Annotated in this window: 18 protein-coding genes and 1 pseudogene; 13 read left to right on the top strand and 6 right to left on the bottom strand. The window is 40.5% G+C overall.

Features of this window, described 5'->3' with window-relative positions; all coding sequences use genetic code 11:
- The first annotated feature begins 26 nt into the window (after positions 1 to 26).
- The 3 genes from I2C87_RS06930 to I2C87_RS06920 are packed head-to-tail and all read left to right on the top strand — an operon-like array spanning position 27 to position 4255.
- Positions 27 to 2465: a glycyl radical protein gene (locus I2C87_RS06930; protein WP_195324307.1), complete on the top strand. Its 2439-nt coding sequence runs from the start codon at positions 27 to 29 to the stop codon at positions 2463 to 2465.
- 15 nt (positions 2466 to 2480) lie between these two features.
- Entirely contained in the window at positions 2481 to 3149 is a 669-nt protein-coding gene (locus I2C87_RS06925; protein WP_135783216.1) for a fructose-6-phosphate aldolase, read from the top strand.
- A 14-nt stretch (positions 3150 to 3163) separates the two neighbouring features.
- A complete protein-coding gene (locus I2C87_RS06920) occupies positions 3164 to 4255 on the top strand; it encodes a glycerol dehydrogenase (RefSeq protein WP_195324306.1) in 1092 nt (363 codons plus the stop codon).
- Between the two features lie 181 nt (positions 4256 to 4436).
- Here the strand turns inward: I2C87_RS06920 and I2C87_RS06915 are convergent, their stop codons facing one another.
- The 4 genes from I2C87_RS06915 to I2C87_RS06900 all read right to left on the bottom strand — a co-directional run bounded on the left by I2C87_RS06915 (position 4437) and on the right by I2C87_RS06900 (position 7389).
- The gene (locus I2C87_RS06915; RefSeq protein ID WP_120701316.1) at positions 4437 to 5183 is read right to left on the bottom strand and encodes an ABC transporter permease; all 747 of its coding nucleotides are present in this window, start codon (positions 5181 to 5183) and stop codon (positions 4437 to 4439) included.
- Positions 5176 to 6009 (bottom strand): ABC transporter ATP-binding protein, encoded by an 834-nt coding sequence (locus I2C87_RS06910; protein WP_120701315.1) that lies wholly within the window; start codon positions 6007 to 6009, stop codon positions 5176 to 5178. Before I2C87_RS06910 ends, I2C87_RS06915 begins: the two co-directional genes overlap by 8 nt.
- Positions 6006 to 6236, bottom strand: a complete 231-nt coding sequence (locus I2C87_RS06905) for a hypothetical protein (protein ID WP_120701314.1) — start codon at positions 6234 to 6236, stop codon at positions 6006 to 6008. The genes I2C87_RS06910 and I2C87_RS06905 overlap by 4 nt, the downstream gene beginning before the upstream one ends.
- 229 nt (positions 6237 to 6465) lie before the next feature.
- Positions 6466 to 7389, bottom strand: coding sequence for a helix-turn-helix domain-containing protein (locus tag I2C87_RS06900; RefSeq protein ID WP_120701313.1), 924 nt, complete (start codon positions 7387 to 7389; stop codon positions 6466 to 6468).
- Positions 7390 to 7677: 288 nt separating this feature from the next.
- Between I2C87_RS06900 and I2C87_RS06895 the strand changes: the two genes are divergently transcribed.
- The 8 genes and pseudogenes from I2C87_RS06895 to I2C87_RS06860 all read left to right on the top strand — a co-directional run bounded on the left by I2C87_RS06895 (position 7678) and on the right by I2C87_RS06860 (position 16305).
- Positions 7678 to 7818, top strand: a complete 141-nt coding sequence (locus I2C87_RS06895; RefSeq protein ID WP_120701312.1) for a bacteriocin — start codon at positions 7678 to 7680, stop codon at positions 7816 to 7818.
- A gap of 60 nt (positions 7819 to 7878) precedes the next feature.
- Positions 7879 to 8100 carry a hypothetical protein gene (locus I2C87_RS06890; RefSeq protein ID WP_120701311.1) on the top strand — a complete coding sequence of 74 codons (222 nt, stop codon included), beginning with the start codon at positions 7879 to 7881 and terminating at the stop codon, positions 8098 to 8100.
- A gap of 18 nt (positions 8101 to 8118) precedes the next feature.
- Positions 8119 to 8793: a CPBP family intramembrane glutamic endopeptidase gene (locus tag I2C87_RS06885; protein ID WP_120701310.1), complete on the top strand. Its 675-nt coding sequence runs from the start codon at positions 8119 to 8121 to the stop codon at positions 8791 to 8793.
- A gap of 346 nt (positions 8794 to 9139) precedes the next feature.
- Complete coding sequence (locus I2C87_RS06880; protein WP_120701309.1) at positions 9140 to 11122, top strand: peptide ABC transporter substrate-binding protein; 1983 nt, start codon at positions 9140 to 9142, stop codon at positions 11120 to 11122.
- A 284-nt stretch (positions 11123 to 11406) separates the two neighbouring features.
- Complete coding sequence (leuS, locus tag I2C87_RS06875; RefSeq protein WP_195324305.1) at positions 11407 to 13908, top strand: leucine--tRNA ligase; 2502 nt, start codon at positions 11407 to 11409, stop codon at positions 13906 to 13908.
- Between the two features lie 98 nt (positions 13909 to 14006).
- Positions 14007 to 14462, top strand: a complete 456-nt coding sequence (locus tag I2C87_RS06870) for a MarR family winged helix-turn-helix transcriptional regulator (protein ID WP_120701307.1) — start codon at positions 14007 to 14009, stop codon at positions 14460 to 14462.
- Between the two features lie 56 nt (positions 14463 to 14518).
- Positions 14519 to 15750: pseudogene (locus tag I2C87_RS06865) on the top strand (acyl-CoA thioesterase/BAAT N-terminal domain-containing protein).
- Between the two features lie 141 nt (positions 15751 to 15891).
- The gene (locus I2C87_RS06860; protein WP_120701306.1) at positions 15892 to 16305 is read left to right on the top strand and encodes a YjdF family protein; all 414 of its coding nucleotides are present in this window, start codon (positions 15892 to 15894) and stop codon (positions 16303 to 16305) included.
- A 54-nt stretch (positions 16306 to 16359) separates the two neighbouring features.
- Here the strand turns inward: I2C87_RS06860 and I2C87_RS06855 are convergent, their stop codons facing one another.
- Positions 16360 to 16590 carry a hypothetical protein gene (locus I2C87_RS06855; RefSeq protein ID WP_195324304.1) on the bottom strand — a complete coding sequence of 77 codons (231 nt, stop codon included), beginning with the start codon at positions 16588 to 16590 and terminating at the stop codon, positions 16360 to 16362.
- Between the two features lie 297 nt (positions 16591 to 16887).
- The gene (locus tag I2C87_RS06850; RefSeq protein WP_120701305.1) at positions 16888 to 17076 is read right to left on the bottom strand and encodes a class IIb bacteriocin, lactobin A/cerein 7B family; all 189 of its coding nucleotides are present in this window, start codon (positions 17074 to 17076) and stop codon (positions 16888 to 16890) included.
- A gap of 167 nt (positions 17077 to 17243) precedes the next feature.
- Between I2C87_RS06850 and I2C87_RS06845 the strand changes: the two genes are divergently transcribed.
- Positions 17244 to 17936 carry a gamma-glutamyl-gamma-aminobutyrate hydrolase family protein gene (locus I2C87_RS06845; protein WP_048788718.1) on the top strand — a complete coding sequence of 231 codons (693 nt, stop codon included), beginning with the start codon at positions 17244 to 17246 and terminating at the stop codon, positions 17934 to 17936.
- Between the two features lie 146 nt (positions 17937 to 18082).
- Complete coding sequence (locus I2C87_RS06840; protein WP_061564819.1) at positions 18083 to 19468, top strand: glycoside hydrolase family 1 protein; 1386 nt, start codon at positions 18083 to 18085, stop codon at positions 19466 to 19468.
- The last annotated feature ends 118 nt before the right edge of the window (positions 19469 to 19586 follow it).

Raw genomic sequence — 19586 nt, 5'->3', positions numbered from 1 at the left:
AATTTCAAAAGAAAGGTTTTGAAAAAATGAAACAAGTAGAAGTAGCAAGTACAAGCATTAAAACAGAATATTTTGGAAGCCTCACTGAACGCATGAATAAGTATCGTGAAGATGTCTTGAACAAGAAGCCTTATATCGACGCTGAACGTGCCGTTCTTGCAACTAAGGCATATGATCGTTATAAGGAACAACCAAATGTTCTTAAACGTGCCTATATGTTGAAAGAGATTCTTGAAAATATGACAATCTATATTGAGGATGAATCCATGATTGCTGGAAACCAAGCATCCTCTAATAAAGATGCTCCGATCTTCCCAGAATATACTTTAGAGTTCGTTCTGAAGGAATTGGATCTTTTTGAAAAGCGGGATGGTGACGTCTTCTATATTACGGAAGAAACGAAAGAGCAGCTCCGTAGTATCGCACCGTTCTGGGAAAATAATAACTTACGTGCAAGAGCTGGAGCTCTTCTACCTGAAGAAGTATCTGTCTATATGGAAACAGGATTCTTCGGTATGGAAGGGAAGATGAATTCAGGAGATGCTCACTTAGCGGTCAATTATCAAAAATTATTGCAATATGGCTTGAAAGGTTTTGAAGAAAGAGCTCGCCAAGCTAAAGCAGCCCTAGATCTAACGGATCCAGCTAGCATTGATAAGTACCATTTTTACGATTCTATCTTTATCGTAGTTGATGCTGTTAAGACCTATGCTCAACGATTTGTGGAACTTGCTAAACAACTTGCTGAAACAGCAACTCCTGAACGTAAGAAGGAATTGCTTGAAATTGCAGAGATTTGCTCGAAAGTTCCATACGAGCCTGCAAGTACATTTGCAGAGGCTGTTCAGTCTGTTTGGTTTATCCAATGTATTCTTCAGATTGAATCAAATGGACACTCACTTTCATATGGCCGTTTTGACCAATATATGTATCCATACGTTAAAGCTGATTTGGAAAGTGGACGGGAAACTGAAGAGAGTATTGTTGAACGCTTGACCAACCTTTGGATTAAGACTATTACAATTAACAAAGTACGTAGTCAAGCACATACCTTCTCATCTGCAGGTAGTCCGCTTTATCAAAACGTTACGATTGGTGGTCAAACGCGTGATAAGAAAGATGCCGTTAACCCATTGTCTTATTTAGTGTTGAAGTCTGTTGCTCAAACTCACCTTCCTCAACCAAACTTAACTGTTCGTTACCATGCTGGTTTGGATGCCCGCTTCATGAACGAATGTATTGAAGTTATGAAGCTCGGATTCGGTATGCCTGCTTTCAATAATGATGAGATCATTATTCCATCCTTTATTTCAAAAGGTGTTCTTGAAGAAGATGCTTATGATTACAGTGCAATTGGTTGTGTAGAAACAGCTGTTCCAGGTAAATGGGGATATCGCTGTACAGGTATGAGTTATATGAACTTCCCTAAAGTTTTGCTCATCACGATGAACGATGGAATCGATCCTGCTTCTGGTAAGCGCTTTGCACCAAGCTTCGGTCATTTTAAAAACATGAAGAGCTTCGATGAATTGCAGACTGCTTGGGACAAGACTTTGCGCCACTTAACCCGCATGAGTGTGATCGTAGAAAACTCTATCGACCTATCTCTTGAAAGAGAAGTGCCAGATATCCTCTGTTCAGCTTTGACAGATGACTGTATTGGACGTGGAAAACACCTAAAAGAAGGTGGAGCTGTCTACGATTATATTTCTGGTCTACAAGTGGGTATTGCAAACTTATCCGATTCACTTGCAGCAATCAAGAAACTGGTATTCGAAGAAGGACGCTTAACGCCACAAGAGCTATGGCACGCTCTGGAAACCGATTACGAGGGCGAACGTGGAAAAGAAATCCAAGAGATGCTTATCCATGATGCACCGAAGTATGGAAACGATGATGACTATGCAGACAGCTTAGTTCGAGAAGCATACGATATTTATGTGGATGAAATTGCTAAATATCCAAATACTCGCTATGGACGTGGGCCAATCGGTGGTATCCGTTACTCAGGTACATCTTCTATTTCAGCCAATGTAGGACAAGGTCGTGGAACATTAGCTACTCCGGACGGTCGTAATGCTGGAACTCCACTAGCAGAAGGATGCTCTCCATCCCACAATATGGACCAACATGGCCCAACATCTGTTCTAAAATCTGTCTCTAAATTGCCAACAGATGAAATTGTTGGTGGTGTTTTACTGAACCAAAAAGTAAACCCACAAACTTTATCCAAAGAAGAAGATAAATTAAAACTTATTGCTTTACTCCGTACGTTCTTTAATCGTCTACATGGATACCATATTCAATACAATGTGGTTTCTAGAGAAACGTTGTTAGATGCTCAAAAACATCCGGAAAAACACCGTGACTTAATTGTACGTGTTGCTGGCTACTCAGCCTTCTTCAATGTACTATCAAGAGCAACACAAGATGATATTATTGGACGGACAGAGCATACTCTATAGTAAAGAGGTATGTATATGGAATTTATGCTTGATACTTTAAATTTAGATGAGATAAAAAAATGGGCACGAGTGTTACCCCTTGCTGGGGTAACTTCGAACCCAACAATTGCTAAAAAAGAAGGGAACATTGATTTTTTTGATCGTATCCATAAGGTGCGGGAAATCATCGGAGGATCTCCTTCCATCCATGTTCAAGTTGTCGCAAAAGATTATGAAGGAATTTTAAAAGATGCGGCCGAAATTCGAGAACAATGCGATGAAAATACCTATATTAAAGTTCCAGTAACACCTGAAGGACTTGCTGCAATTAAAGTGTTAAAAGCAGAGGGTTACAAAATTACTGCAACAGCAATCTATACTGTTTTTCAAGGACTGTTAGCTATTGAAGCAGGAGCCGACTATTTAGCACCTTATTACAATCGTATGGAAAACTTAAACATTGATTCAGCTCAGGTTATTTCTCAGTTAGCGAGTGCCATAGAGCGTAATCATTCATCAAGCAAAATTCTAGCAGCTTCCTTTAAAAATGTGGCTCAAGTTAATCGAGCATTTAAAGAAGGAACACAAGCAATTACGGCAGGGGCAGATGTCTTTGAAGCAGCTTTTGGAATGCCTTCTATTGCAAAAGCAGTAGATGACTTCGAGGCAGATTGGTCAGCTGTTCATCATAAGAATACAATTTGATAAAGGAGGAGTGTATGAGAAATTTTGCCAGCCCATCCCGTTACATTCAAGGTGAAAATGCTTTATTTGAAAATGCAAAACCTATTTTAGAACTGGGGAGTCATCCCGTTTTACTCTGTGATTCAGTAGTCTATGATATCGTAGGTGAACGTTTTGAAAAGTATCTCCTTCGGTATGGCTTTACAGTCTTGCCAGTGTTCTTCAACGGTGAAGCTTCTGATAATGAAATCAATCGTGTGGTCAATCTGGCAGAAGAAAATGGCTGTGACTTAGTCATCGGACTTGGTGGAGGAAAGACCATCGACAGTGCAAAAGCCATTGCCGATCTTCTAAAATCACCAGTCGTCATTGCTCCGACCATTGCCTCTACAGATGCTCCGGTTTCAGCCTTGTCAGTTATCTATACGGATGAAGGTGCTTTTGCTCGCTATATATTCTATTCTAAAAACCCAGAATTGGTCTTGGTGGATAGCAAAGTCATCTCTCAAGCACCAAAACGTTTGCTCGCTTCTGGTATCGCAGATGGATTAGCGACTTGGGTTGAAGCGCGTGCAGTGATGCAAGCTAACGGAAAAACCATGCTAGGCAAACACCAAACTTTAGCTGGTGTCGCGATTGCGCAACGTTGTGAAGAAATCTTATTTGCAGACGGACTTCAAGCCATGGCTGCTTGTGAAGCCAAAGTGGTAACGCCTGCTCTTGAAAACATCATTGAAGCCAATACCCTTCTCAGCGGGATTGGATTTGAAAGTGGTGGCTTGGCAGCAGCTCATGCCATCCATAATGGCTTTACAGCCCTTACTGGAGACATCCACCATTTGACACACGGTGAAAAAGTAGCCTACGGAACGCTAGTTCAATTGTTCTTGGAAAACCGTCCAAAAGAAGAATTGAACAAATACATTCGTTTCTATCAACAAATCGGTATGCCAACGACTCTGAAAGAAATGCATCTTGAAAATGCAAGCTACGAAGATCTTCTCAAGGTTGGCCAACAAGCCACCATTGAAGGAGAAACCATCCATCAAATGCCATTCAAGGTACAAGCATCTGATATTGCTCAAGCCATTGTAGCAGTGGATGCTTATGTCAACTCCTTAGGCTAATCAAAGAAATACAGAAACCATCGTCTGTTGGCGATGGTTTTTTTGATGGTTGGTCGTTTTCTGGGGTCCGACTCTTTAAGAGTTCGGGAGATAAATCAAGTTTAGCTGTTTCAAATTATATACTAGTTGAATCCGACCATCATTTTAGAAGGTGTATATGAAATAGGAATTATCTTTTTGTTTACACACATTCAGTATTCACAGCCCGCTCTTTGGGTAACTTATTTCGCGGTTTTGAATGTTTATGAAGCTTGAGTGACAAGGATGTAAGAATGAACAAACAGATTATCCAAGCGATTAATATTTGAAAAGAACAACTCGTTAAACTAAACTCTGCTTTTGTGAATAATTCAGTATAAGCTCCAAGAAAAGTATATTTAATAAAATCAGCGATATCAGGATTCATTTGAGACAAGTTTGGTCCCATTGCAATAATCAACATAACAGGTAAGCCATTGATTTGCGCTTTTGATTGTGTCGAAGAAAAAGCTCCGATGCATAGGTTAATGAGAATAACAGCCATAGCTGTCAAAATAACGACTAAAGTATATTCAAGGTAAATTTTAGAAAGATCTGCACCTGCAATAATAGGAAATAAAACCATATTCAAAACAGTAATGACAACTGGGTGTATTAAAACTGAGATGAGATATTCGTATGGTCGTACACCACTTAGTAAAAGCGTTTTAAGATTCTTCTTTTCTTTCTCTTCAGCAATAATAGTGGAAACAGTACTGCCAACAGACATGGCAATTGCTGTGGATAAGCAGAGGAACATTAAGTCAAGGCCTTTGTCCTTCCCTAAATTCATAAAATTCTTATAAATAATGAGCAAGCCATAGGGCATCAACACTTGTACCAGTAAGTTTTTATTTGCGATAATGGTTTGGTTTCTTAACCATAGCAATGCTTTCATTCGATTAAACATTTAATTTTTCCCCCGTTAATCTTATAAAGATTTCTTCCAAAGTTGGCTCACATGAGTGGATAGAAATAAGATCATTTGTAGCTAATGTCGATAATTCTGAAAAATCAAAGATTCTTTCTTGGTGATTTTTATAAATAACTTTTATCCGTTTATTTGTGTTATATTTTTGAATGATATCTGCTGGGCTACCTTGTTCAATGAGTTTTCCTTTATTTAACAAGGCCAAATGATCACATAATAAAGTAGCTTCGTTCATATCATGAGTGGTTAGAAAGATTGTGGTCCCACTTTCTTTTAAGTGAACTAACAACTCATGAATGGATTTTGAAGTTGTTGGGTCCAAACCACTTGTTGGTTCATCCAAAAATAGAATTTTAGGTTGATTGATTAAAGCGCGAGCTAGCAACATCCGTTGCTTCATTCCAGTAGATAATTGTTCTGCTAATATCTTTTTGCTAGCTAACAGCCCTACCTGATCAAGTAACTCATCTACTCTATTCAAATTAATACCATAAAGCTTTGCATATAGAAGGAGATTTTTTTCTAAGGATAGTTTTTCATAGAAGCCACTTTGGTCACTAACAATCCCAATTTTTTCTAAATCTGTCGGATGTAGATCCTGAGAATCTTTTCCTAACAATTGAGTATTTCCACTGTCTGGTAGTAGTTGCCCAGTAAGAATATTGATCATCGTCGTTTTCCCAGATCCAGATGGTCCCAGAAATCCGAAAATCTCTCCCTCTCTAATCTCAAAGTTAATAGAATTTAAGGCAGTCTTACTGCCAAATGTTTTCACGATATTTCTTGCAACAACCATTGAAGTCATTCGTTTTCCTCGCTTTCTGTTAAATCAGTCATTTCAATTATTTCAATGCCTCCCGGTTTTTCATAGACCAATGTCTCTTTTTCATTAGGAGCTAATAATAGAATTTTAAAAAGTATATGATTGACCATCACCTTACAGAGACGTCTTGTTTTTGATTGGTTTGTGATGGTAATCCTTTTTTGTTCGATAAAATGAGAAGATATCTCGTATGTTAAATCTTTATTCATAGATACATCATCTCGTCACAAAATAGATTTAATGTGTTAGTAAATACCATCAGATTCTTCCTTTCTTTGTGTGTTCCTTTTGATGCTTCTATTGTAGTTCAAAGAAAACAAAAAGAACATGACATCTAGGTCAGGTTAGCCATCGGCTGGGGATTTGCAAGAGTCAAGTCGGTTTACTAACAAGGTTAGCAAGAGCAATAAAAAAAGAAGTTCGTAAACTTCTCTTTGCTTATACAGTTGATTCCTTCCCACCTAAATCTCGTTCTTTTTCTTTGGTCAAGTTATTCACTAGAACCGGATCGTTCAGCATCTTAGCAAACTCAATAGCTTTATTATAAGATTGCTCTGCTTTTTCATAACTTTCTTCCACTTTCAAATAATATTTAGCCTCAAAAGCATAAATAGCAGGTTTGTGTTGGAAGTTATTTGTACTTTCAGTTATCTCGCGTAAAACTTTGGTATAAATTAAGTAATCCTCTGTTTTTACTTGTATTAAAATTCCTATCAATATTCTTTCAAGTATATAGATACGATCATTATCACTATAATCAATATATAATAAAACTTTTTTAGATAATTCTTCAAAATAAGTTTTATCTTCTAGACCAGTAGCACAACAAAGAAAATACAAATTGATAATTAGGAGATCATTGTAACTGTATTGTTTCTTTTTCAAAATTTGCTGGAAATATTCTTCGAGCAAACTCAACCCATAGGTAATATTTCGACTAGTAAAAACATCTAGTTGAACTTGTAAAACTTCAACCAGTAATTGTTCTTCTTCTGGTAGATGGTCATAAAAATGCTCATAAATTTCATCAAACATGTCTTCCAACAAACCAATACGTTCTTCATCACCGTAGGTATGGTATCGGATTATTTTATTTTTTAATTCCAGATACCGCTTGGGTATTTCTATTTTGTCTACATCTATGATGTCCTCTATTGGATAATTTAATCTCTGAGATAAAAACATTAATTTAGAAAGAGACACTAATACTTGGCCGTTTTCAATACGAGCAAGTTGACGAATAGTTAATTCTGATTCATCTCCACAAACATCTGCTTGAGTCATATGTTGGTTCAGACGAGCTCCCCGAATATTTTTACCGATTTTCAATTTTAATTCAGCATCTTTATCTTCAATAGTCATACCTTACTCCTAGAATTAATATTTATCAGTATTATATCATGAAATAAGCTCTCTTTTTCAAGGATTTCTGTGTCATTTTTGCTAGGATCCAAATGAATTAACTGTTTAGAATCTCATATTTATGAGTTAGAGACTTTGAGGTGCTTATTAAGGATTCTGCCATTCTGATAGTGCCTTCCCTCCCACATAGCTGAAAAATGCAACCGTATAGAAAAAAGAAAAGGAAAATGTTCCAATCTTTGATAGACTCAGGAGGTAGCGTTACAAATACAAATTGGAGGAAATGAAATGACAGAATGTAGTCAAAAAGAATTGGAACAAATTGTAGGAGGTGGGGGTTCTCGCCCAAATGTGATTCCAGGTCAGTCAGATAAGATTGAGATTGGACGTCCTGGCTTTGTGAAGCGGCCACCGCTCGCTCGTATTTAAGACATGATAGCAATCTTGACATGGTGTTTTGAAATCTAGATAGAAAGAATAGGAGAAAAAATGAAAATCTATGCAGAAACAGAATTAACGACAAATGAACTCGAACAAACAGTAGGAGGGGTGATTACTCCAATCAGAAGCCCTGAACTAACGTATGGTGGCGGTGGTTGGGGGACCTCTGGAATTTACCCGGGGTGGGGAAATCAAGGAATGTCTCCTTCGGGTGGCAGCTTTAGCTGGCTGATGCAAATTGCCCCAATATTTAGTAGAAAAAGAAAGTAAGATAGAAAGGTGAATGCAATGAGAAAGACAGACAGACCGTTTCAACTGGCGACACTTGGGATTCTCTGTATCAATTTTGCGCTTTTTAACGTGGGGCTTCCAACGGATTTAGTGAGCCATCTATCGGATGCTTCTTATTATAGTTTGCTCCTCTTGTTGATCGGATTGATTGGGGGAGTAGCCGTGATGCTCTTGGTAAAGAGTCGTCGCTGGGACTTGTATGGGAAATTTACCTTTAAAGCGTCCTATTTGGCGGTTTTTGTGCTTGTTTTTCTTGCTCACTTTTTATGGGATATGTTTTCTGCTACGGTATTTCCGCCCACTAAGAATTCCATAGCCCTTGCAGAAGTATCTAGTGGTTTGTCAGGCTGGGCCTTGGTGTTGATACGTTATGTCTATGCCTGCTTGCTGGCTCCTATTGTGGAGGAACTAGTCTTTCGTGATTTGGTCATGACGGCTTTGGCACCTTATCAGAAGTATAAGCTGGATATGCTGGTGTCTGCTTCCTTGTTCAGTCTCTCGCATGTCTGGCAGTATGGCTGGGATTTGCCAAGCTTTATCGTTTACTTAGTACCAGGCTTGCTATTTTGTGCGGTCCTGCGCTATACCAAATCGATCTACTGGACCATCCTTCAGCATGCCTCTTGGAATAGCTTCCTTACCCTCGTATCCCTCCTGGTCAGTGGGATGTAAGCAAGGGGAGCTAGTGGCAGAGAGCTTTATCCATCATCAAAGAGAGAGTGGGTCAGAAATCGGTAATTCATTAGAATTCGATTTCGTCGTCCCACCTCCGCACAGTTGAGTAGGGCTGTAAAAGCTGATGAAATCAGCGTAGTAGAGCCCACTCAACCACTGCGTCTTGCTCGACAATCCAAAAATAATTGAGTGGCTAGGACTTTTGTCCCAGCCTCTTTTTGTATGGAATCAAAACCGCTATTTTCCTAAACTTTTGAAATATTATACAGTTAAGCGTTTACATTTTTCCATAAAGTGCTATAATTTAATATGAAGAATAACATTTTATACAGAGGTGATCCATATGAAAAAAGGGAAGCTACTCTTAGCCACCGGCGCTCTGCTTTTGTCTGTAAGCGCACTGGTAGCCTGCTCACAAGGAGGGAAATCTTCAAGTTCGGACAACCAGGTCTTTAGTTATGTCTATACTCAAGATCCGGATACTTTGGATTATTCACTTTCTAATAAACGGTCGACTTCAGAATTTACAGGTAATGCTGTGGATGGTTTGTTAGAAGTTGACAAATATGGCAACTTAATCCCATCTCTTGCTAAGGATTGGACTGTTTCAAAAGATGGTCTGACCTATACCTATAAACTTCGTAAAGGGGTTAAATGGGTGACCGCTGAAGGGGAAGAATTCGGAGAAGTTAAGGCCCAAGACTTTGTAACGGGGCTTCAGCACGCAGCGGACAAGAAATCTTCGGCCCTCTATCTCGTCCAACAATCTATCAAAGGGTTGGATGATTATGTCTCAGGGAAAACCAAAGACTTCTCAACAGTTGGTATCAAAGCTGTCGATGACTATACTGTTCAATACACCTTGAACCAACCAGAAAGTTTCTGGAATTCAAAAACCACCATGGGCATTTTGATGCCAGTCAATAAAGAATTCTTAGATTCTAAGGGAGATGACTACGGTCAAGGTACGAACCCTTCTAGTATTCTTTATTGTGGTCCTTATTTGATCAAAGCTATCACCTCTAAATCTGTTGTGACGCTTGAAAAGAACCCAACCTATTGGGATGCGGATAATGTAAAAATTTCTAAGGTTAAGCTGACCTATTATGATGGACAAGATTCAGAATCTTTGATCCGTGGATTTGATAACGGAGACTATACCTTTGCCCGTGTCTTCCCAAATGGCTCTAACTATAAGAGTGTAGAGAAGAAACACAAAGATGACATTGTCTTCAGTGACCAAGGATCCTCTACTTATAACTTGTCTTTCAACATTGACCGTCAAGCTTATGAGATTACGACGAAGACGACAGATGCTCAAAAGAGCTCAACCAAGAAAGCAATCTTGAATAAAGACTTCCGTCAAGCCATTATGTTTGCCTTCAACCGCAAGGCCTATGTAGCGCAAGCCAATGGGGAAGCATCTGCAGACAAGGTCATCCGCAACACCTTCACTCCTCCAAACTTTGTTCAAATTGATGGCAAAGATTTCGGTGAGTCTGTAGAGAAAAACTTAGAAGAATATGGTGATGAATGGAAAGGTGTTTCTGTCGAAGATGGAAAAGATACCCTTTACAATCCAACCAAGGCCAAGGAAGAGTTTGCCAAGGCTAAAGAAGCCCTTCAAGGCCAAGGGGTAGAGTTCCCGATTCATTTGGACCTCCCTGTTTCATCAACCTATACAGAAGGAGTCAAGCAAGCTCAATCCTTTAAACAGTCGATTGAATCTACCCTAGGAGCAGAAAATGTCGTCATCGACTTGAACATGGTATCTGAGGACGATCTTAATCGAGTGACCTACTTTGCTGAAAATGCTTCCCAACAAGACTGGGATTTGAACAACAACTTGGGTTGGGGACCAGACTATACGGATCCATCTTCTTACCTAGATATCACAAGCTCTAAGAATGGTGAAAATGCAAATTCTTACTTCGGATTTGATGCGGGTACTAATAACGCAGCTGCTAAAGAAGCTGGTTTTGACGAATACGATCAATTGATCGAAGACGCGCACAATGAAACCAAAGATGTCAACGATCGCTATGCAAAATATGCCAAGGCTCAGGCTTGGTTGACAGATAGCGCCCTCTTGATTCCAATTCACTCAGATGGTGCATCTCCAGGTGTTCGAAAGACAGTTCCATACACAGCTGCCTTTGCTTGGACAGGACACAAGGGTCAAACCTTCAACTACAAGTATCTGGAATTGCAAGACAAAGTCTTGACAACCAAGGAGTACGATGAAGCGCGTGAACAATGGAAGAAAGAAAAAGAAGAATCCAATAAGAAAGCTCAAAAAGAACTAGAAAGTCACGTAGAAGACTAGGAACTTTAAGAGTGATTGTATACTGAACAGGGAAGAGAGTGGGACAGAAATCGGTCATTGGTTAGCATTCGATTTCGTCGTCCCGCCTCCGCACAGTTGAGTAGGGCTGTAAAAGCTGATGAAATCAGCGTAGTAGAGCCCACTCAACCACTGCGTCTTGCTCGACAATCCAAAGACGATTGAGAGGCTAGGACTTTTGTCCCAGCCTCTTTTTGGTGGATAGAACCTTTAAAAATCCCCTAAAAATGGTATAATAGGAGCATCACGAAAATTGGAGAGACAGCATGAGTTTTTACAATCATAAAGAAATCGAGCCTAAGTGGCAGAAACACTGGGCTGATCATCATACCTTTAAGACAGGAACTGACGCCTCAAAACCTAAGTTTTATGCGCTTGACATGTTTCCTTACCCATCTGGAGCGGGTCTTCACGTAGGGCACCCAGAAGGCTACACAGCGACAGATATCCTTAGCCGTTTCAAACGTGCCCAAGGATACAACGTCCTTCACCCAATGGGCTGGGATGCTTTTGGTTTGCCTGCAGAGCAATACGCCATGGATACAGGGAATGACCCAGCGGAATTTACAGCGGAAAACATTGCCAACTTCAAACGCCAAATCAATGCCCTTGGCTTCTCTTACGACTGGGACCGTGAAGTCAACACAACGGATCCGAACTACTACAAATGGACGCAATGGATTTTCACCAAGCTTTATGAAAAAGGCTTGGCCTATGAAGCGGAAGTGCCAGTAAACTGGGTTGAGGAACTAGGAACAGCTATCGCCAACGAAGAAGTCCTCCCTGACGGAACCTCTGAGCGTGGTGGCTATCCAGTTGTCCGCAAACCAATGCGCCAATGGATGCTCAAAATCACTGCCTATGCGGAACGCTTGCTCAATGACTTGGATGACCTGGATTGGCCAGAGTCTATCAAGGACATGCAACGCAACTGGATTGGGAAATCAACTGGTGCCAATGTCACTTTCAAGGTGAAAGGAACAGACAAGGAATTCACCGTCTTTACGACTCGTCCAGATACCCTTTTCGGTGCGACTTTCACTGTCTTAGCTCCTGAGCATGAGTTAGTAGATGCCATCACAAGTCCAGAACAAGCAGAGGCTGTAGCTGACTACAAACACCAAGCAAGCCTCAAGTCAGACTTGGCTCGTACAGACCTTGCCAAGGAAAAAACAGGGGTTTGGACTGGTGCTTATGCCATAAACCCTGTCAATGGCAAGGAAATTCCAATCTGGATTGCCGACTACGTTCTGTCTAGCTATGGAACTGGTGCTGTTATGGCTGTACCTGCTCATGACCAACGTGACTGGGAATTTGCTAAACAATTCGGCCTTCCAATCGTAGAAGTCTTGGAAGGTGGAAACGTAGCAGAAGCTGCTTACACAGAGGATGGCCTTCACGTCAACTCTGACTTCTTGAACGGACTCAACAAAGAAGAAGCGATTGCCAAGATTGTGGCTTGGTTGGAAGAAAAAGGCTTTGGTCAAGAGAAGGTGACTTACCGTCTCCGCGACTGGCTCTTTAGCCGTCAACGTTATTGGGGTGAACCAATCCCAATCATTCATTGGGAAGATGGAACTTCAACAGCTGTTCCAGAAAGTGAACTCCCACTTGTCTTGCCAGTAACCAAGGACATCCGCCCTTCAGGTACTGGTGAAAGCCCATTGGCTAACTTGACAGACTGGCTTGAAGTGACTCGTGAGGATGGTGTCAAAGGTCGTCGTGAGACCAATACGATGCCACAATGGGCAGGTTCAAGCTGGTACTACCTCCGCTATATCGATCCACACAACACTGAGAAATTGGCTGACGAGGATCTCCTCAAACAATGGTTGCCAGTCGATATCTACGTGGGTGGGGCAGAACACGCCGTGCTCCACTTGCTTTACGCTCGTTTCTGGCATAAATTCCTCTATGATATCGGTGTTGTTCCAACCAAAGAGCCATTCCAAAAACTCTTTAACCAAGGAATGATTTTGGGAACAAGCTACCGTGACCACCGTGGCGCTCTTGTGGCAACTGACAAGGTTGAAAAACGTGACGGTTCCTTCTTCCATGTGGAAACAGGGGAAGAGTTGGAGCAAGCACCAGCTAAGATGTCTAAATCCCTCAAGAACGTTGTCAATCCAGACGATGTGGTGGAACAATACGGTGCGGATACCCTTCGTGTCTATGAAATGTTCATGGGACCACTTGATGCTTCCATCGCTTGGTCTGAAGAAGGATTGGAAGGAAGCCGTAAATTCCTCGATCGTGTGTACCGTTTGATCACAAGTAAAGAAACCGTTGCGGAAAACAATGGCGCTCTAGACAAGGTTTACAACGAAACTGTTAAGGCTGTCACTGAGCAAATCGAGTCGATGAAATTCAACACAGCCATTGCTCAACTCATGGTCTTTGTCAATGCGGCCAACAAGGAAGACAAACTCTATGTAGACTACGCCAAAGGCTTTATCCAATTGATTGCCCCATTTGCGCCTCACTTGGCAGAAGAACTCTGGCAAACAGTCGCAGCAACCGGTGAGTCTATCTCTTACGTGGCTTGGCCAACATGGGACGAAAGTAAATTGATTGAAGACGAAATCGAAATCGTCGTTCAAATCAAAGGTAAAGTCCGTGCTAAACTCATGGTTGCAAAAGACCTTTCACGCGAAGAATTGCAAGAAGTTGCTCTCTCTGACGAAAAAGTCAAAGCAGAGATTGATGGCAAAGAAATCGTAAAATTGATTAGTGTACCGAACAAGCTTGTCAACATTGTTGTGAAATAAAAAATGAATCCTTCAGAGTTCAGCTCTGGAGGATTTTTTAGGCTCAGCTTGACAATAAATAGTATTTTTGTTAATATCATTAACAAAAGAGAGGCGCTATGAATAAGAAAGAACTGTATAAGTTTAATAATCGTTTTAACAGCTTTGCTTTAGCTTTTGAACAGTTGAAAAAAGCTCAGCATAGGAACAGTATTGATAAATCAATCACTATTAATGAAGTCCATTTGATCGATCTAATAGGTCGCAATCAGCCTGTGAATCTAGTGAAATTATCTGAGTTACTTGAAGTATCTAGGAGTGCCATTACTCAGAGTGTTAGACGTTTAACCAAGAAAGACCTCGTTACTTTTGAATTTGCACCGGATAATGAAAAAAATAAATATCTGATATTATCCAAAAAAGGTGTTGAAGTTTTTAATATCCATAAAGAGCAGCAAGAACATATTGAAAAGGCCATTTTTTCAGTTTTAAGAAACTATAGTGAGGAGGATCTTCAAATGGTTATTAAACTGATGGATGATGTTGAACAGGTATGGCAAGAATTGCCGTGGTAAAAATCACGGTAATTTTAAAACTATATTGTTAATTATATTAACAAAAAGAGGAAGATATGAATATACAAATTGAACTGATCTCAGAGTCTGATTTAGCAGACGAATCTTTTAATATTGTCATCGATGGCTTAAAACCAAGTGAAACCTATCGAGTCGAAATGTATTTATCTGATTATTATTGTATCAATGCTCCTATGCTTTTAGCTCATAATGTTTTATGGAAATCAACAGCGACTTTTGTATCAGATAAGAATGGTATTATTGATATTTCACAAACTCCATCTTGTTCTGGCTCTTATGAAGATATTGCAACAATGGGGTTATTCTTTAATGCCAAGCCCTTAACCAATAGGAAAAAGAAACTTCCAAACTCTCTTTCTAAAATTCCCTTATTAGATCACTTTTTTGTGGAAATCAAAATTATACAAGGTAATACTGTCGTCGCAGAGAGAACTTTCACAAGACATTACATGAGTTCGCAAATTAGTCATCAAGATATTTACAGGAAACATTTTCAAGGGAGACTATTTTATGATAAAAAGGCAATAAAAGCACCAGCATTGATTATTGTGAGCGGTAGTGAAGGAAGGATTGAAAAGGCACAGAATATAGCTCAGCTTCTATCTTCTAGAGGTTATATTTGCCTAGCAGTTGCCTACTTTGGTTTAGAGGGGTTGCCAAAACATTTGGAACGTATTCCTTTAGAGTGCCTTGTGGAAGCAAAGGATTATCTACGTCAGCATCATCAAGTAGATAGTGAAAGAATTGGAATCTATGGACGTTCTAAGGGAGCAGAGTTAGTTTTAGCTGAGGAGAGCATTTTTAATGACGTTCAATGTTTGGTACTAAATTCACCCTCTGATGTGGTGTATGAAGGGATAAAAGGGAAATGGAACTCCCATACTTCTTCTTGGACGTATTTGCAAAAGGAACTTACCTATCAAAAGTTTCGATGAGAGATTATCTGTTTAGCAAACTTTTTAGAAAACCTATCCCTAAAGATCGTTCTGCTAAGATAGATATCGTTCAAATGCATTCACCAATCTTATTGCTCGGAAGTACTGTTGATGAAATATGGGATGCCTCGTCAGCAATTGATGATATTGTCTCAGATTATAAAGGACACCACATTACATTTAAAAAATATCATGAAACAGGTCACATGTTGACAGTGGCTTATCAACCAAATCACCGTTATCGAAAAGATTGGCGTTTATTGATGAGAGAGAGTAAGGATTCTTGGCTAGCTACGATTCATTTTTTTGATAGGCATTTGAAGAAGAAATAAAAATAGATTATAAATATGCTATAATAGTTCCAACTAAGATAAAAACACAGTTCTGGTTGGTAGTCCAGACGTAGGCAAGCCTATCAGTAACCTTCCTCCTTGGTTGTCCATTCTTAGGGATAAATTTAAGGAGGTGCTGTCGTGGAAACAATTTCAATTGGATTGACAGTTTATTTTGAAGATGGATTTTGGCATGGTTTGTTCGAACAAGTGTATCGAGAAACTTATCAAGTTTGTCGTGTGACATTTGGTAAGGAGCCAAAAGATGATGAAATTCTAGAGATTTTACAGACTCAGTTTACTCAATTATCTTTTAGTCCAGAAACTACAGTTAAGCAACATGTAAAAATCAAGAATCCTAAACGATTACAGCGAATTGTGAGGAAACAAGTAAAACAAAAAGTTTCTTCCAAGTCGAAAGAACTATTGCAGTTGCAGTATGAGGAAAGGAAAAAGATTTCAAAACATCAATCTAGTGTCCAAAAGCAATTGCTCAAACAAGAGAAATTTGAACGCAAACAGCAAAAACGAAGAGACAAGCATAAAGGACATTAACCTTTATCTCTTTCATCAAAAAAGCTTCGGTAGGAAGAACCCTACCGAGGCTTTTTAACATGACAAAAACGATTGTTGAATATCTGGATGATGTTCCCAATCCGCTCGATCGTAGCTTCCAGTAATGGTGTGCTCTTCAGAAAAGAGCAGAACTCGTTCCACAATGGGAGCGATTTGCTCGAAATGGTGGGAGGAAATGACAATCGTTTTTCCTGCTGTTTTGAGTTTTTGGAGCAAGGAGACAATCAGCTTCTGGTATTTGGGGGAGAGGCCGTTAAGGCTCATCAAATCGCAACGATTTCAGCTAGGCCAACACCGCCCTTTGTGTTTTCTAATTCTTCAGTTGTTAAAAGTTGTAAATTGTTCATTGCTTTTCTCCTTTCTGATTCCCCGATATGCAATGATGAGGATCCAAATAACAAGAATCCCAGAAAGTAAATCACTCACTCCATAAGTTTCAAATGGGAGTGTGAGATAGTGAAGGTCGTGTAAGATTTGTAGAACTGCTAAAAAGATTCTAGAAAAAAGTAAAGTAGATATCGTGATGATATGGAATATGCGTCTTTTTTTCATCGTTCTTACCTATGGACGATTAGCTAGATATCCTAGTCCTGCTCCTGCAGCAAAAACGAGTCCGATACTACTGACAGCAGTTGCAGCAATTTTCCATGTAGCTATCCCTGCGATTACAGCTGGGATAAATCCACCTTGAATAGTGGCTAGTTCATGATCTGATAGTATGTCATCAGAATGAATAGAAATTGTGTTCATCTATCTTATCCTTTCTTTGAAGAAAATTTCTTCTTCATCTATACTATTCGTAAAAATTCTAGAAAACTTCTCCTTATTTGAAAAATCATGAAAAAAGTTGAAAGTCACCTTCGGAGTATGATAAAATAAGGAACTATATTAGCTATGAAGAGATTGGAGAATGAGCGATGAAGAAACCAGTGATTGGGATTACGGGCAACCAACGCCCTTTCCGTGAAGAGGATGGAATGTACCTCAGTTATACACCGACAGGCTTTGTTCAGGGGGTTCAAGAAGCAGGAGGTATCCCTCTGATCCTTCCGATTGGAGACCCAGCAACGGCTGAGCACTATATTTCCTTGATTGACAAGCTGATCATCACAGGTGGTCAGCATGTTTCTCCTCAGTTTTATGGAGCAGAGAAGGAGATTGTTAGCGATGATTACTTGCTCGAGCGTGACCTTTTCGAGTTGGCCTTGATCAAGGAAGCAGTAGCTGCAAAGAAGCCCATCTTTACGGTTTGCCGAGGCATGCAGCTCTACAATGTAGCCATGGGCGGGACACTTTACCAAGATATCGACCATCACTGGCAGGAAAATCCTGCCAGCGAAACTAGTCATTCAATCGAAACAGTTGAAGGGACTGTTTTGCGGGACTTATTCGGAGAAGTTGGTCAGATCAATTCCTACCACCATCAAGCGATCAAGGATCTAGCCCCTCATCTAGAAGTGATTGCTGTTAGTCCTGAAGATCAGATCATCGAAGCAGTGCAATCATCCCACGGGACAGCTTTTCTCGGGGTTCAGTGGCATCCAGAACTGCGTTATCAGATAAGTGAAGGAGACAAGGCTCTCTTTGATTATGTCGTTAATCAACTATAATGGAAACAAAACACGTTAGAAATCGGGTCTTCTGATAGCTAGCGTGTTTTTTCTATAATCTGCGTAAAAATGACTGAAAATAGTCACTAGGAAGAGAGCTGAAAGGGAGTATAATAGAGAGGAAGACAATGAGAGAGGATAAACACATGATCAACTTTCCACAAGATTTTTTATGGGGGACTTCGACATCTGGTCCTCAGACAGAAGGGCGCTTTGCCGGAGATGGTAAGGGGGACAACCTCTGGGACTACTGGTATCAGGTAGAGCCTCATCGCTTTCGCTTCCAAGAAGGACCTGGCTTAACTTCGACCTTTTATGAAAACTGGGAGGAAGACATTGAGCTTCTAGTCGAGACGGGGCATACTGCCTTTCGGACCTCCATCCAATGGTCTCGGATTTTCCCTAAAGGGCGTGGAGAAGTCAATCCAGTAGGAGTGGCTTTTTACCGCCAAGTTTTTGAATGCATCAAGTCCAAAGGTATTCACTTGATGGTCAATCTCTATCACTTTGACCTTCCTTTTGCCTTGCAAGAAGAAGGAGATGGCTGGGAAAATAAGGAGACGGTCTACGCCTATCGCGACTATGCTCGTTTCTGCTTTGAAACCTATGGAGACTTGGTCGATCAGTGGATCACCTTTAATGAACCCATTGTTCCTGTAGAGTTTGGTTACTTTTATGATGCCCATTACCCACACAAGGTGGATGCCGCTGCAGCAGTTAAAGTTGCCTACCATACCCAGTTGGCAAGTAGCCTTGCTGTTCAGGCCTGTCATGAGGTGGATCCAAACTATCGAATTGGAGTGGTCTTAAACTTGACGCCAGCCTATCCGCGGAGTCAGCATCCAGCAGATGTCAAGGCGGCACGAATCGCTGAGCTCTTCCAAGCTAAATCCTTCCTCGATCCGTCTGTTCTTGGGACTTACCCACCAGAGTTGGTAGAGATTTTGCGGGAGCGTGCTCTCTTGCCAGAGGTGGATCCAAATGACTTAGAGCTGATCAAAGAACATACAGTCGACTTCTTAGGGGTCAACTATTACCAACCAATGCGTGTCTCTGCGCCCCGTTATGCGCCAAACCCAGAGTCTCCTATGTTGGTCGAGCAGTTCTACGAACCCTATGTCATGCCAGGAAGAAAGATCAACCCACATAGAGGCTGGGAGATCTATGAGCAAGGCTTGTACGATATTGCCCAAAATATCAAAGAAAATTACAACAACATCGAGTGGCTCCTAACAGAGAATGGAATGGGAGTTGAAGGGGAAGAAAAATTCCGTCAAAACGGGGAAATTCAAGATGACTACCGGATTGACTTCGTCAAAGACCACCTGCGTGAATTGCACCGAGCTATCCAAGATGGGGCCAACTGTAAGGGCTACCTTATGTGGACCTTTATCGACTGCTGGTCTTGGCTCAATGGCTATAAAAACCGCTACGGCCTTGTCGAATTAGACCTAGCCACTCAAGAAAGACGCCTGAAAAAATCCGGTCATTGGTTCCGTGAATTGAGCCAGCAGAATGGATTTGAAGAGTAAGTTTTTGAGGATTCTGTTATCTAAGTACGATAGGCCCGTTCATTTCAGTAAATGACTGACTAGTTTTATTTTCGGAAGTGTGGAACTCCATCAGATGCAGATGTTTCTGACGGCATTC

It is taken from the genome of Streptococcus sp. 1001283B150225_161107_H12, from assembly GCF_015552665.1.
In the GTDB taxonomy this organism is placed as follows: domain Bacteria; phylum Bacillota; class Bacilli; order Lactobacillales; family Streptococcaceae; genus Streptococcus.
This window is presented reverse-complemented; position numbering and strand designations above follow the sequence as displayed.